Raw genomic sequence first — 13,542 nt, 5'->3', positions numbered from 1 at the left:
GTGCACGTGGTGTGGCTCGACGGCAGCGCCGACGCGCTGACCGCCCTCGACGCGGCCCTCGCGTCCGCCCTCGACGGCGGCCCGGCGGTGCTGCCGCTGAACTCGGCGGATCCGTCGGCCCCGGCGCTGCTCGAAGCGATGGCCCCGGAGCAGCCGGTCGAGCCGGACACCGCCGTGGTGATCGCCACCTCCGGGTCCACCGGCGCGCCGAAGGGCGTGCTGCTCTCCCCTCGCGCGCTCACCGCGTCCGCGACGGCCACGCACGCCCGGCTCGGCGGCCCCGGACACTGGCTGCTCGCCACGCCCGCGCACTACATCGGCGGCCTGCAGGTCCTGATCCGGGCGCGGCTGGCGGGGACGAAACCGGCCTTCCTGACCGGCACCGGCTTCCGCCCGGACGAGTTCGCCGCCGCGGCCGCGCCGGTGCTCGCGGAGAACGGACCGCGCTACACCGCGCTCGTGCCGACCCAGCTAGTCCGGCTGCTCGACGACGGCGGCGCTGGCCTGGCCGCCGCGAAGGCGTTCGACGGGATCATCCTTGGCGCCGCCGCCACGTCGCCGAAACTGCGTGCTCAGGCTGCCGAGGAAGGCGTGCGGATCGTTCCCTCGTACGGCATGAGCGAGACCGCCAGCGGCTGCGTCTACGACGGCATTCCGCTCGACGGCGTGCGTGTGGAACCCGACGCCGACGAGCGGCTGCGGATCTCCGGCCCGGTGCTGTCGCACGGCTACCGGCTCGCTCCGGAACTGACCGCGGAGTCGTTCCGGGACGGCTCTTTCCGCACCTCCGATCGCGGCCGCCTGCTGCCCGACGGCCGGGTCGAGGTGCTGGGCCGCGCGGACGACGTGATCAACACCGGCGGGGTCAAGGTGTCCGCCGCCGCGATCGAACGCCTGCTCGGCGCCCAGCCCGGGGTGCGGGATGCCTGTGTCGTCGGCATTCCCGATCCCCAGTGGGGCGAGGCGGTCGTCGCCATGGTGGTGGCCTCCGCGGACGAAGCCGCGCTGCGTGCCGCGGTCCGCGCCGAACTGGGTGCCGCCGCGACCCCGAAACGCATCGAGTTCGTCGACGCGCTCCCCTTGCGCGGACCGGGCAAGATCGATCGGCAGGCAGTGGTCGCCGCCCTCCGGACGCACTGAGCGGGTTCACCGAACGGGTGAAGATCGCATGGCGTTGAATGGAGCCATGGCGACAGTCAGTGAGTGGATCGAAGGCGCGCGGCCGAGGACGCTGCCCAACGCGATCGCCCCGGTCGTGGCCGGCGTCGGAGCGGCGATCGCGCTCGACGCATTCTCCTGGTGGCGTTCGCTGCTCGCGTTGCTGGTCGCGCTGTCGCTGATCATCGGCGTGAACTTCGCCAACGACTACTCCGACGGCATCCGCGGCACCGACGAACACCGCGTCGGCCCGCTGCGGCTCGTCGGCTCCGGCGCGGCGAACCCGAAGGCCGTGCTGCGCGCCGCGCTGACCTCGCTGGGCCTGGCCGGCGTGCTGGGCCTGACGCTCGTCGCGTTGAGCGGATACTGGTGGCTGCTCGCGATGGGCGCGCTGTGCATCCTCGGCGCGTGGTTCTACACCGGCGGCAAAAAGCCTTACGGCTACTACGGTTTGGGCGAGATCGCGGTCTTCGTGTTCTTCGGCCTGGCCGGCGTTCTCGGCACGGTTTACGTGCAGGCCGGCCGCGTCAGCTGGGACGCGCTGGGCTGCGCCGTGGCGGTCGGCTCGTTCTCGATGGCGGTGCTGGTCGCGAACAACCTCCGCGACATCCCCACCGACATCGAGTCCGGCAAGCACACCCTCGCGACCCGCATGGGCGACGGCGGCACGCGAAAGCTGTACCTGACGCTGGTGACGGTGCCGTACGCGCTCACCGTGCTGATGGGGATCTGGCACCCGCTGCTGTTCATCGCGTTCGTGACCGCGCCGCTGCTGCTGAAGCCGCTCAAGGCCGTCGGCGGGGGCGGCAAGGGACGGGAGCTGATCCCGGCGCTGCGCGACACCGGCATGGCGATGCTGGCCTGGGCGGTGCTGAGCGCGGTCGCGCTGGCGGTCTAACGGCCGCTTCGATAACGGCCCGGCGTGGTCCCGATGATGGCGGTGAACGCCGCGATGAACCCACTGGGATTGGCCCAGCCGCAGGCGTAGGCCGTGCGGACGATGTCGTGCCCGTCGGCGAGCAGCACCAGCGCGTGGTAGACGCGGAGCTGGGTGCGCCACTCGTAAAAGGTCATGCCGAGTTCGTGGTGGAACAGCCTGCTGAGGGTGCGCGCGCTCGCTCCGATCGCCTTCCCGAGTTCGGCCAGGGTGGCGTTGTCCGCCGGGTTCTCGTGCAGTCTCTCGGCGATCGCCCGCAGCCGGTCGTCTCGCGGCGCGGGCAACTGCAGTGGCGGGTCGGGTGCTTCGCGGAGTTCGTCGACGAGGACCCGGTGCAGGCGAGCACGCGCGGAGCCGCGGTAGCCGGTGCCCTCGTAATTGCGCGGCCCGGTCAGCGCGAGCAGAACCTCGCGAGCAAGGCCGGAAGTCCGAAACACCGCTGGCCGGTCCGGGACGAGCCGGGCCAGCGACGGCGCGAGAAAGACAATCCGGATGTCGGTATCGCCGTGAGCGCGGTGGAAATGCGGGAACCCCGCGGGTGTCCAAGCGACTCGGTTGGCAGGCGCGAGCGACGTGCCGTACTCGGTCTGCACGACGAGAACGCCGCGCGCCGCGTAGACCAGGTGACCCCGCTCGTGCGTCTGCACCTCGCTGGTTTCGCCGGACGGCCAAAGGTGCCTGCCGCCGGAAGGCCACAGATACGACGTCGCACTGGCTTGGCGGGGAATGGGCATCAGTTGGCATTCTAGCGTTAACGAGTCATCCAGAGTTCTTGAAAGGCTTTCTCTCGAAAAGTTGATGCAGCTTGAGGGAGAAACGCATGTCGACGTTCGTTCTCGTGCCCGGCGCTTGGCATGGCGGCTGGGTGTTCGACCCGGTGACGCCGTTGCTGGAGCGTTCCGGACACACCGTGCACGCCTTGACCCTGACCGGTCTGCGGCCGGACGACGACGCCGCGACGGTCGCGAGTGCGAACCTCGACACCCACGCCAACGACGTCACGACACTCCTCGACCGCATCGGCGGCACCGACGTGACGCTCGTGGGCCACAGCTACGGCGGGCTGGTGATCGCCGCCGCTGCCGACCGGGCCGGCGGTCGGGTTTCCCGGGTAGTGCATCTCGACGGCTACGTGCCCAGCGACGGCAATTCGTGCTGGTCATCGACCTCTGAGGCGTATCGGCAGGCCTTCGTAGCCGGTGCCACGGACACCGGCTACGCCGTCCGCCCGCCCGAACGCGATGGCCGGGATCACCGCCGCCGCCCCCATCCGCTCGCTTCGCTGCTCCAGACGATCCAGCTCACCGGCGAGTTCGACAAGGTTCCCCGGCGCGAGTTCGTCTACTGCTCCGGCTGGGATGCCACTCCGTTCACCGGCCTCCGCACCCGGCTGGAAGCCGACCCGCGATGGCAGGTCCACGTCCTCCCCACCGGCCACAACGCGATGTACGAGGATCCGGAAGGCGTCGCGAAACTGCTGGACAGCTAGCCGCCGAACCGGCGCGAGGTCGATCCCCAGCTCGCCGAGCCATTCATCCGAAGCCGATCAAGGCGGTTGGCGGCAAGGGCCGGGAGCTGATCCCGGCCCTTGCGCGACACCGGCTTGGCGACGCTGGCTTGGGCGGGCGCTGAGCGCGGTCGTTCTAGCGGCCCGCCGCGATCGCCTGCCACTCCACGAACTCCGCCAGCCCGTGCAAGCCGTACTCGCGGCCGACCCCGCTGGCCTTGAACCCGCCGAACGGCGCGCTGCCGTGTCGCGGCGCGCCGTTGACGTGGAACGTGCCCGTACGCACCGCCCGCGCGATCTCGGCACCGTGCTCCGCGTCCGCCGTCCACACACCACCGCTGAGGCCGTAATCGGAGTCGTTCGCGAGCCGGATCGCCTCCTCCTCGGTGTCGAACGGGATCACCACGAGCACCGGCCCGAAGATCTCCTCCCGCGCGATCCGCATGTCGTTCGTGACGTCGGCGAACACCGTCGGGCGCACGTAAAACCCGTTCGCCAGCTCGGGATCCGCGAGCGGCTCTGCCCCGCCCGCCGCGATCCGCGCCCCTTCCTCGACGCCTAGCCGCAGGTACGACCGCACGCGCTCGTACTGGTCCGGCCGCACGATCGGCCCGACGAACGTGTCCGGCTTCGCCGGGTCGCCGACCACGAGCCCGTCGGCCATTTCCGCGAGCGCGGCCACGATCTCGGCGTACCGCTCGCGCGCCGCGAGAATCCGCGTGTGGGCCACGCACATCTCGCCGTTGTTGGCGAACGTCGCGCCGCGGATCCCCTCGGCGACGGTTTTCGGGTCCGCGTCCGCGAGCACAATCGCCGCGGACTTTCCGCCCAGCTCCAGCCCCACCCGCTTGAGCTGCTGCCCGGCGAGCGACGCGATCCGCCGCCCGGCCGCCGTCGAGCCGGTGAACGAGATCTTGTCCACGCCGGGGTGCGTCACCAGGTGCTCGCTCACGTCGCGATCAGCCGCGAACACGCTCACCACGCCCTCGGGGAAACCAGCCTGCTCGAAAATCTCCGCCAGCACCATCGCGTCGAGCGCGGTTTCCGGCGCCGCCTTCAGCAGCACCGGGTTGCCGGCCAGCAGCGCCGGGATCAGCTTCACCAGCGCGGCCGAATGCGGCGAGTTCCAGGGGATCACCGCCGCCACCACGCCGACCGGCACCGCGCGCACGATCGTCCGGTTGCCCGTCTCGTCGGTCAGCGTCTCCTCCCAGGAGAACTCGCGCGCCGTCTTGAGCCACGCGGCCGTGCGCTCCGGGAGGTTGTGCTGCGTCCAGCCGGTGAACCAGCTCGGCGAGCCGTTCTCCGCGGTGATCAGCTCGGCGATTTCGTCCGCCCGCGCGGCGTGCAGTTCGTTGAACCGCTCGACCAGGCGTAGCCGCTCGGCCAGCGGAGTTCTCCCCCACGGTTCGAGCGCTCGCCGAGCCGCCGCCACCGCGCGATCGACGTCGGCGGCCGAAGCCTTCGGCGCGGTGCCCACCAGCGCACGGTCGTGCGGCGAGCGGATTTCGAAGGTGTCGGTCGTCGCGGGCTCGGTCCAGCGGCCGCCGAGGAAGAGCTGGTCGTAAGTGCGCATCGGGATCTCCTGCCAGGGGTTAACGGAACACTGCTCTCTTGTTCTCGAAGTTAACAGGACACCGTTCTTTTATCAAGAGAGCAGTGTCCTGTTACACTGCGGGACGTGTCCGAATTCCAGCGCGCCCGCAGTCCTGAGCAGGTGGAAGCCCGCCGCGAGGCGATCCTCGACGTGGCCGAAGAGCTGATGACGGAGTCGTCCGTCGGCGAAATCAGCATGCGCGAACTGGCCCGCCGGGTAGGGCTGTCGGCGTCGAACGTCGCGCGCTACTTCCCCACAAGGGAGGCCGTCTACCTGGAGGTGCTCGACCGCGCTCGCGGCGCGTGGCTCGATTCGCTCACCCTGGACGGCGACCTGTCGGAGGTCGCCGCGACCCTCGCCCGCTCACTCGCGACGCGACCGGTGCTGTGCGAGCTGATCAGCGTGCTGGCGAACGTGCTAGAGCGGAACGTCTCGACGGAGATCGCGCGGGATTACAAGCTGCGGTCGGCGAAGCACAACGCCCGCACCGCGGACCTGCTGCACGCCGCGCTGCCCGGTCTTTCCGCGGAGACCGCGCAAGAACTGTCGTCCGCGATCTTCATGTTCACCGCGGGGATGTGGCCGCTGGCGCACCCGAACGAAGCCGTCCAAGAAGCCGTCAAGGACCCCCGCCTGGCCGGCTCCCGCCTCGACTTCGAGGACCGGTTGCGCCGCTTGATCGTCGTGCTGACGCTGGGCTACCAGGAAGCTAGGCGTCGAACCGGCCAGTGAGCAGGAATTCGTCGAACCGCGCCCGATACGGCGCGAGGTCGATCCCCTGCTCGCCGAGCCAGTCGTCCGAGTAATACGTGTTCGCGTACCGCTCGCCGCCGTCGCACAGCAGCGTCACCACCGAACCCGCCTGGCCGTCCGCCAGCATCCGCGAGATCAGCTGGAACGCGCCGTACAGGTTGGTCCCGGTCGACCCGCCCGCCCAGTGCCCGGTGCGCTCCCGCAGCAACCGGATCGCGGCGAGGGAGCCGGCGTCGGGGACCTGGAACATCTCGTCGATCACGCCGGGCACGAACGACGGTTCGCAGCGCGGCCGTCCGATGCCTTCGATCCGCGACGGCATCCCGGTCGCGTAGTCCGCCGCGCCGGTTTCCCAAGCGCCGTAGAACGACGAGTTTTCCGGGTCCACCACGCAGATCTTCGTGGTGTGCCGCTTGTACCGGACGTACCGGCCGAACGTCGCGCTCGTCCCGCCGGTGCCCGCGCCGACGACGATCCACGACGGCACCGGATGGCGTTCGGCGCGCATCTGCGCGAACACCGATTCGGCGATGTTGTTGTTGCCGCGCCAGTCCGTCGCGCGCTCGGCGTAGGTGAACTGGTCGAGGTAATGCCCGTTGCACTCGGCGGCCAGCCGCTCGGCCTCCGGGTACATCGCCGGGGCCGCGTCGACGTAGTGGCACTCGCCGCCGTAAAACTCGATGAGCGCGATCTTTTCCTTGCTGGTCCGCCGCGGCACGACGGTCACGAACCGCAGGCCGAGCATCCGCGCGAAGTACGCCTCGGACACCGCGGTCGACCCGCTGGACGCCTCCACCAGCACGGTGTCCGGGCCGATGTGCCCGTTGACCAGGCCGTACAGGATCAGCGAACGCGCCAGCCGGTGCTTGAGCGAGCCGGTCGGATGCACCGACTCGTCCTTCAGGTAAAGGTCGATGCCCCATTCCGGCGGCAGCGGGAAAACGTGCAGGTGGGTGTCCGCGCTGCGGTTGGCGTCGGCCTCGATGATGCGGACGGCTTCGCGGACCCAGGCCCGGCTGTGCGTTTTACTCATGCTGCGGAATCGTCGGCCGAGGTCTCGCCGCGCAGCTGCGAACGCAGCTGGGCACGAGCGCGCGCACGGGATTCGTTGCGCTTGGCCAGACCGGCCGTCACGCGCTGGTTCAGGCCGCGCAGAAGCAGCAGGCCAAGCGGGAGGCCGACGACGAGGCCGATCAGCAAGGAGACCAGCAGCGGCACGCCGACCAGGGACAGTACGACCGCGACCGCGGCCACGAGGGCGAACCGCGCGATCAAGTACACCGTCAGGTCACGGGGCAGATGGTCCGGTGTCTCGCTCACACCGAAACAGGCTACGCCCCGGTCGCCGGGTCTTCGTCCAGGCCCGCGTTGTTGGGGCGGCCCTCGAAGCGGGTGGAGAGCACCACCGTCGTATTGGTGCGGCCGACGCCGGGGATGCGGCGCAACCGGCCGAGGCTGATCTCCAGCTCGTCCACCGTCGAAACCCGCACCTTGACCACGAAGGCCTCGTCGCCCGCGACCGCGTAACAGCTCTCCACCTCGGGCAGTTCGCCGAGCGCGGCCGCGACGTCCTCGTCGGTGGCGGTGTCGGTGGGATGAATGCCGACCAGCGCGGTGACGCCGAGGCCGACCGTGTTCGGGTCGACCATCGCGTGGTACCCGGTGATCACCCCGGCGGCCTCGAGCTTGCCGACGCGCTCGTGCACCGACGACGCGGAGAGCCCCACCGTCCGCCCGAGGTCGGCGTAGGTAGCCCGGCCGTTGGCCCGCAGCTCGGCGATGATCTTCCGGTCCAGCTGATCCACTGGCTCATTATGCGGCGCGCGCCCGCGACCGGCTCATCCCGGTAGGTCCCGGATTGTCTCGTGCGTCACAGCAACCTCAGCGCCGGAAGCCGCCACGACTCGGCCTTTGCCTGTTCTTTACCCAGATCGCGCCGCAGTCGGTCGGAAAATGCCTGGTCAGCGAGGCGTGAACGGGCCCTGAGCGATCCTGAGAATCTGCTGAGTTATGTCCCTTTTGCACTTTAAGGGCTCTTTACCCAAGGACAACCGTTCGAGTACCCGACGGGTGAAGTGCCACGATTGCGGCGTTGGCCACCCGGGCGCGACGGGCGAAATCGCCCGATGCCCCCGGTATAGCAAGTTGGGCGTTAAGGAGGCGGAAAATGACCGCAACCATGGGCGGACGGTTGCTCACCCCGGGTGAGGTGGCCGCTCTGTTCCGGGTGGATCCGAAGACCGTGACCCGCTGGGCCACCGCTGGCCGGATCGGCTCGATCCGGACCCCGGGCGGACACCGCAGGTTCCGCGAGTCCGAGGTGAACGACCTGCTGGCCGAACTCACCACGGACGCGAGCGAGCCGACCCGCAAGATCTGAACCGCGGGTTTCGCACACGCCGAAGGGTCGTGACTGGCAAGGGTGCTTCCTTGCCGGTCACGACCCTTCGCCGCGTTCCGGGCCAGGTCCACCCGGTCCGGCCGGATTGCGGCTAACCTGGGGAGCCAGCACGACGGAAGGACCCGGGCATGATTCCTTTGCTCGCAGCGGTGGGTGCGATCACCATCGCCGTTCTGTTGTGGCGGGCACTCGGCGCGCAGCGGATCAGCGTCCCGCAACGCCGACCGGCCGTCGCTCCCGACGACGATCCCGAATTCCTGCGCAAGCTCTCCGAGCAGCAGCGCAAACGCCCAGACGACGGTGTTTGATTGCCCCGGCTCCGCCGGGGCGCCGAGATCGCCGAGGAGCTGGTTTCTTCCTCCCGATTTCGCCGGCCCGGGGGCCGTCGAAATCGCTCAGTCCAGAAACCAGCGCGATCTCGGGTTGTGGTTGCGGGGTCTGCGCGGGTAATTAAGCACGCCCGCTGAACCCATCAGCCACCGTCGCGGCCAGTTCCAGCAGCGCCAACCGGGTGTCCCCGCCAAGCCGCTCCAGCTCGATCTCCGCGCCCTCCTCAAGATGCGCGTCGAACGGGATCCGGCACACCGAACGCACCTTCGCGCCGAAGTGCGCGGCCAGCTTGTCCAGGTCGACCGAACTGCCCTTGGGCCGCACCGAGTTGATCACCACGACCGAGCGTTTCACCAGGTCGCCGTAGCCGTGCGCCTCCAGCCAGTCCAACGTCGCTGACGCGCTGCGCGCCCCGTCCACCGACCCGGACGACACCACCACCAGCGAATCCGCGACGTCGAGGACGCCCTTCATCGCCGAGTGCATCAAACCGGTGCCGCAGTCGGTGAGCACGATGTTGTAGAAGTGCTCCAGCAGGTTCACCGTGCGCCGGTAGTCGTTCTCGGAGAACGCCTCCGACACCGCCGGATCCTGTTCGCTCGCAAGGATTTCCAGCCGGCTGGAGCCCTGCGACGTGTACGACCGGACGTCGCTGTAGCGCGTGATCTTGTCCGCGTCCCGCAGCAGGTGCCGCACGGTCGCGGTGGTCTCGATGGCGATCTTCTGCGACAGCGTCCCGCGGTCCGGGTTCGCGTCCACCGCCACCACGCGGTCGCCGCGCAGTGACGCGAAGGTCGCGCCGAGCGTGGTCGTGGTCGTGGTCTTGCCGACGCCGCCCTTGAGGCTCAGCATCGCGATCTTGTAGCACCCGCGCAGCGGCTGGTTGACCCGCGCGATCAGCTCGCGCCGGCGCGTGTCCGCGGGGCTCTCGCCCGGGTTGATCAGCTTGCCGGTGCCGCGATAGAGCACCTTGCGCCAGCCCGACTGCGGTGCCCGCTTCTGCTGTTTCACCAGGTGCGCGGTAGCCAGCTCGTCCGCGGGCTGCGGAAGCCCCTGCGCCGAGGGAACGGCTCCGGGAGCGGGCACCGGCGTGCCAGCGGGAGCGACTGGCTGCTGGTACCCGCTTGGCGCGGCGTGCTGGGGCTGATGGCCCGGGGGCGGCTGCAGCGGCGGCAGGTTCTGGTCGTAGTGCGGCTGGTATCCGCCCGGCTGCGGCAGGGGCTGGTACGCGCCCTGCGGCGGTGGGTCGACGACCTGCGTCGGCTGCGCGTCGTACGGTCCGGTGCCGGGGTGCGGCGTCGAATCCGTGCGTTCTTCGGAGAACATGGCAGCCGGTTCCTGGGCCTGCTCGGACTGCTGTTCCCCGGCAGTCTCTTCACTGGGTCCGGTCACCGTTGCCAACCTCCCGGGTACGTCGAAGGGCCCCTGGTGACGACGGTAGTCGCCCGGGGCCCAGTCCGGGTGGCGGACCCCCGGCTCAGCTCACTCCGGCGTAGGAATGCAGTCCGACGGTCACCAGGTTGACGAAGAACAGGTTGAAGATCGTCGCCGCGAACCCGACGATGTTGATCACCGCCGCGCGGGTGCCGCGCCAGCCCGCGGTGGCGCGGGAGTGCAGATACGCCGCGTAGATGACCCACGCGATGAACGCGACGGTCTCCTTCGGGTCCCAGCCCCAGAACCGGCCCCACGCGGCCTCGGCCCACACCGCGCCGCACAGCACGCCGAAGGTGAAGATCGGGAACGCGACGATGGTGGCCCGGTAGGCGATCCGGTCGAGCACGTCCGCGGCGGGCAGCTTCGGGCCGAAGCCGGCGAACTTGGCCGGGTTGCGGTCGTGCGCGGTGCGGAAGAGGTACAGCACGCTCGCCACGCCCGGCACCAGGAACACGCCGGACCCGATGATCGCGGCGGACACGTGGATCACGAGCCAGTACGACTGCAGCGCGGGCACGACCGGCGCGGCCACCGTGTACAGCATCGTGCCGTTGACGAACATCAGGATCACGACGGGCAGCAGCAGGAAGCCGGTGAGGTGGCGGACCGGGAACTTCTTGATCACCACGAGCCAGGCGACGACGGTGATGAAGGTGACCGCCATGCCGTACTCGTACATGTTGCCCCACGGCGCGCGGTGCACCGCGAGTCCGCGCAGCACGATCGCCGACAGCTGCAGCAGCGCGCCGAGCACGAGCAGCGCCGCGCCCATCCGGCCGATCCGCTCCGCGCGGCCGACCGCGCGCGGGGCCTCGGGCTCGACCGGCGCGTCGCCGTCCTCGATCCCGGCGGACTCCGGCCCGCCCGCGCCGACCAGCACGCGCTGGCGGCTGCGCTCGGCGGCGAGGCGGCCCTTGGCCCCGAACGCCTGCTCGAAGAGCGTGAACAGCAGCGCCAGCACGTAAATCGCCACTGTCGTCGTGTACAGCAGGTCGCTGTACTGCGAGAGAGTCTCGTTGATTTCCATGCCTCAGCTGCCCTTCCGGCCCGTGACCAGCTGTTCGCTGATCCGCTGGAATTCCTCGCCGTATCCGGCTTGATCCGTGCGCGCGAGCCCCGCGACCTCGATCACGGTACTCGCGCCCTCGTCCTTGCCCGGCCGCACCCGCACCCACACGCGCCGCCGCTTGACCAGCAGCGATGCCCCGAGCCCGGCGAACATCACGATCGCGAAGCCGAGTACGAAGCCCTGCGTCGGATCGTGCGAGATCTGCAGGTTGACCCACTTGTTGACGCCGTCGAAGCGCACCTTGGTGCCGTCGTCGAGCGTCAGTTCCTGGCCGACCGCGAGGTTCTTGCGCGCGACCCGCTTGAGCCGCCCGTCCTGGACGCGGGACTGGTCGACCGAGAACACCGACTGGCCGCGGCCCGCGTCGAGACCGAGGTCGCCGCGCAGCACGTCGACCGCCACCATCGGGTTGTTCAGCTGCGGCGCGGTCGAGGTGAGCACGCCGCCGTGGATGAACGACGACGGCGCGAACAGGCCGGTGATCGCGAGCTGCTTGGTGCGCCGCTGGACCTCGTCGGTGACGCCGGGCTGGTCGAACTTCGTCGCGCCCTCGGACAGCATCGTCGCCGGGTTGCTGTACATCCACTGGGTGTTCTGGGTGCGCTTCTCCCCATTCGGGAAGGTCACCGTGAACTGCGGCGAATAACCGTTGCCCAGCAGGTAAACCCGGTCGCCGACGGTCCGCAGCGGCTCGTTGACCTCGAGGTCGTACGGCTTCCACGTGCCGGTCTGGAGGTCCTCGCCGGACTGGTACTCGATGTGCGAGTGGTAGTAGTCGGCCTGGTTCGTGGCGGTGTAGCGGGCGGTGAAGTCGTTGACCTTCACGCAGAACGGGTCGAGGTTGGTGCCGTCGACGCGCAGGCCCGCCTCGAACGAGTCGTAGTTGTAGATCCCCGAATTGCAGAACTGGCCGCCGTTGGCCTGCACGATGACCTGGCCCTCGTAGCTGAAGAGCTTGCCGAGGGCGAAGAAGATGATCAGGCCGAGCATGCCGAAGTGGAAGAGCAGGTTGCCGGTCTCGCGCAGGTAGCCGCGTTCGGCCGACACGCTGAACCCGCCGCCGTCCTCCTCGCGCTCGATGCGCCGCCAGCCGGACAGCTGCTTGCGCACGTCCTCGCGGACCGTCTCCGGCGTACGCGCGGTGCGGGCGATCCGGTGGTGCGGCATGCGCGCGAGGTTGCGCGGCGTCAGCACCGGCTTCGCCCGCATCTGCTTGACGTACTCGAAGCTGCGCGGCGTGAGACAGCCGATCAGCGAGATCATCAGCAGGATGTAGATCGCGGAGAACCAGACGCTGGAGTAGACGTCGTAGAACTCCAGCTTGTCGAGCAGCGAACCCCACCAGCCGTGTGCGCTGATGTACTCGTCGACCTTCGGCGCGTTCAGCCGCCGCTGCGGCAGCAACGCGCCGGGCAGCGCGGCGAGCGCCAGCAGGAACAGCAGCACCAGCGCGGTGCGCATGGACGTCAGGCCGCGCCAGGTGTTGCGCAGGAAGGCCAGCACCTGCTTGGCCGCGGACGGCCGGTACGGCTTCGGGTTCTTCGGGGGCGCTTCGGTAGTGGTCACAGTGGCAGCTCGAGATCGGAGGCGACGGAGTTGCGGAGCCAGCCCATGACGTCCCCCCACAGCCCGGTGACCAGCAGGATGCCGACCACCATCAGCAAGGCCCCGCCGAAAATCTGCACGCGGCGGCCGTTGCGGCGAAGCCAGTCGGTGGCGCGCACGGCCCAGCGGGCGCCGAGCGCGATCAGCAGGAACGGAACGCCGAGGCCGAGGCAGTAAACGAGCACCAGAACGTACCCGCGGACCGCGGCCCCGCCGGTGGCGCTGGCGAGACTGGTGACGGCCGAGAGCGTCGGCCCGATGCACGGCGTCCAGCCGAGCCCGAACACCGCGCCGAGCACCGGCGCGCCCCACAGCCCGCCGCCGGGCACGCGGTGCGAGCGGACCTCGCGCTGCAGCCCCGGGATCCAGCCGAGGAAGACCAGGCTCATGAGAATGGTGAGGATGCCGCCGATGCGCTGCAGCAGATCCTCGTTGACCAGCAAGGTGTTCGCGAGCCAGACGAGCGTGCCCATGGTCGCGACGAACACCACGGTGAACCCGAGCACGAACAGCGCCGCCGCGCCGAGGACGGCGTAGCGGCCCTTCTTGCGCTCCTCGCCGTCGCGCACCGCCGGGGCGTCTGCGCCGACGAGAGCCGCGAGGTAGGCGAGGTAGCCAGGCACGAGCGGCACCACGCACGGCGACGCGAACGAGATGGCCCCGGCCACCAGCGCGACACCCGCGGCGAGCAGCAGCGGCCCGGAGAGCGCCAGCTCGGACACGGAGTTCACGCACTTGAGAGTAGGCA

Annotated in this window: 15 protein-coding genes; 6 read left to right on the top strand and 9 right to left on the bottom strand. The window is 69.7% G+C overall.

All coding sequences use genetic code 11. From position 1 onward, the window contains the following. Both menE and RPX00_RS16375 read left to right on the top strand, forming a co-directional pair. Nucleotides 1-1,140, top strand: a complete 1,140-nt coding sequence (gene menE / locus RPX00_RS16380; protein ID WP_406640379.1) for an o-succinylbenzoate--CoA ligase — start codon at nt 1-3, stop codon at nt 1,138-1,140. A 46-nt stretch (nt 1,141-1,186) separates the two neighbouring features. Beyond that, nucleotides 1,187-2,056: a 1,4-dihydroxy-2-naphthoate polyprenyltransferase gene (locus tag RPX00_RS16375; RefSeq protein WP_406640378.1), complete on the top strand. Its 870-nt coding sequence runs from the start codon at nt 1,187-1,189 to the stop codon at nt 2,054-2,056. Here the strand turns inward: RPX00_RS16375 and RPX00_RS16370 are convergent. Then, the gene (locus tag RPX00_RS16370) at nt 2,053-2,829 is read right to left on the bottom strand and encodes an AraC family transcriptional regulator (RefSeq protein ID WP_406640377.1); all 777 of its coding nucleotides are present in this window, start codon (nt 2,827-2,829) and stop codon (nt 2,053-2,055) included. The genes RPX00_RS16375 and RPX00_RS16370 overlap by 4 nt on opposite strands. Nucleotides 2,830-2,915: 86 nt before the next feature. Between RPX00_RS16370 and RPX00_RS16365 the strand changes: the two genes are divergently transcribed. Then, nucleotides 2,916-3,584, top strand: a complete 669-nt coding sequence (locus tag RPX00_RS16365; RefSeq protein WP_406640376.1) for an alpha/beta fold hydrolase — start codon at nt 2,916-2,918, stop codon at nt 3,582-3,584. Nucleotides 3,585-3,738: 154 nt separating this feature from the next. On the opposite strand, the gene RPX00_RS16360 is transcribed toward RPX00_RS16365, so the two are convergent. Next, complete coding sequence (locus RPX00_RS16360; protein WP_406640375.1) at nt 3,739-5,178, bottom strand: aldehyde dehydrogenase; 1,440 nt, start codon at nt 5,176-5,178, stop codon at nt 3,739-3,741. A 105-nt stretch (nt 5,179-5,283) separates the two neighbouring features. On the opposite strand from RPX00_RS16360, the gene RPX00_RS16355 reads away from it, so the two are divergent. Then, on the top strand, nt 5,284-5,931 hold the full coding sequence (locus RPX00_RS16355) for a TetR family transcriptional regulator (protein ID WP_406640374.1): 648 nt from the start codon (nt 5,284-5,286) through the stop codon (nt 5,929-5,931). Here the strand turns inward: RPX00_RS16355 and RPX00_RS16350 are convergent. The 3 genes from RPX00_RS16350 to RPX00_RS16340 are packed head-to-tail and all read right to left on the bottom strand — an operon-like array spanning nt 5,909 to nt 7,757. Next, nucleotides 5,909-6,985, bottom strand: coding sequence for a PLP-dependent cysteine synthase family protein (locus tag RPX00_RS16350; protein ID WP_406640373.1), 1,077 nt, complete (start codon nt 6,983-6,985; stop codon nt 5,909-5,911). The genes RPX00_RS16355 and RPX00_RS16350 overlap by 23 nt on opposite strands. Next, entirely contained in the window at nt 6,982-7,272 is a 291-nt protein-coding gene (locus RPX00_RS16345) for a DUF4229 domain-containing protein (RefSeq protein ID WP_378301247.1), read from the bottom strand. The genes RPX00_RS16350 and RPX00_RS16345 overlap by 4 nt, the downstream gene beginning before the upstream one ends. A gap of 11 nt (nt 7,273-7,283) precedes the next feature. Next, a complete protein-coding gene (locus RPX00_RS16340; protein ID WP_406640372.1) occupies nt 7,284-7,757 on the bottom strand; it encodes an Lrp/AsnC family transcriptional regulator in 474 nt (157 codons plus the stop codon). 362 nt (nt 7,758-8,119) lie between these two features. Between RPX00_RS16340 and RPX00_RS16335 the strand changes: the two genes are divergently transcribed. Further along, complete coding sequence (locus RPX00_RS16335; RefSeq protein ID WP_009072010.1) at nt 8,120-8,332, top strand: BldC family transcriptional regulator; 213 nt, start codon at nt 8,120-8,122, stop codon at nt 8,330-8,332. A gap of 149 nt (nt 8,333-8,481) precedes the next feature. Next, the gene (locus RPX00_RS16330; RefSeq protein WP_406640371.1) at nt 8,482-8,661 is read left to right on the top strand and encodes a hypothetical protein; all 180 of its coding nucleotides are present in this window, start codon (nt 8,482-8,484) and stop codon (nt 8,659-8,661) included. A gap of 142 nt (nt 8,662-8,803) precedes the next feature. Here the strand turns inward: RPX00_RS16330 and RPX00_RS16325 are convergent, their stop codons facing one another. The 4 genes from RPX00_RS16325 to RPX00_RS16310 all read right to left on the bottom strand — a co-directional run bounded on the left by RPX00_RS16325 (nt 8,804) and on the right by RPX00_RS16310 (nt 13,525). Then, complete coding sequence (locus RPX00_RS16325) at nt 8,804-10,075, bottom strand: AAA family ATPase (RefSeq protein ID WP_406640370.1); 1,272 nt, start codon at nt 10,073-10,075, stop codon at nt 8,804-8,806. Nucleotides 10,076-10,160: 85 nt separating this feature from the next. Then, nucleotides 10,161-11,147, bottom strand: coding sequence for a c-type cytochrome biogenesis protein CcsB (gene ccsB / locus RPX00_RS16320; RefSeq protein ID WP_406640369.1), 987 nt, complete (start codon nt 11,145-11,147; stop codon nt 10,161-10,163). A gap of 3 nt (nt 11,148-11,150) precedes the next feature. Beyond that, complete coding sequence (locus RPX00_RS16315) at nt 11,151-12,755, bottom strand: cytochrome c biogenesis protein ResB (protein WP_406640368.1); 1,605 nt, start codon at nt 12,753-12,755, stop codon at nt 11,151-11,153. Beyond that, entirely contained in the window at nt 12,752-13,525 is a 774-nt protein-coding gene (locus RPX00_RS16310; RefSeq protein WP_406640367.1) for a cytochrome c biogenesis CcdA family protein, read from the bottom strand. Before RPX00_RS16310 ends, RPX00_RS16315 begins: the two co-directional genes overlap by 4 nt. Between the last annotated feature and the right edge of the window lie 17 nt (nt 13,526-13,542).

Origin of the sequence: Amycolatopsis sp. WGS_07, from assembly GCF_045278895.1 — a bacterium.
Taxonomy (GTDB): domain Bacteria; phylum Actinomycetota; class Actinomycetes; order Mycobacteriales; family Pseudonocardiaceae; genus Amycolatopsis.
This window is presented reverse-complemented; position numbering and strand designations above follow the sequence as displayed.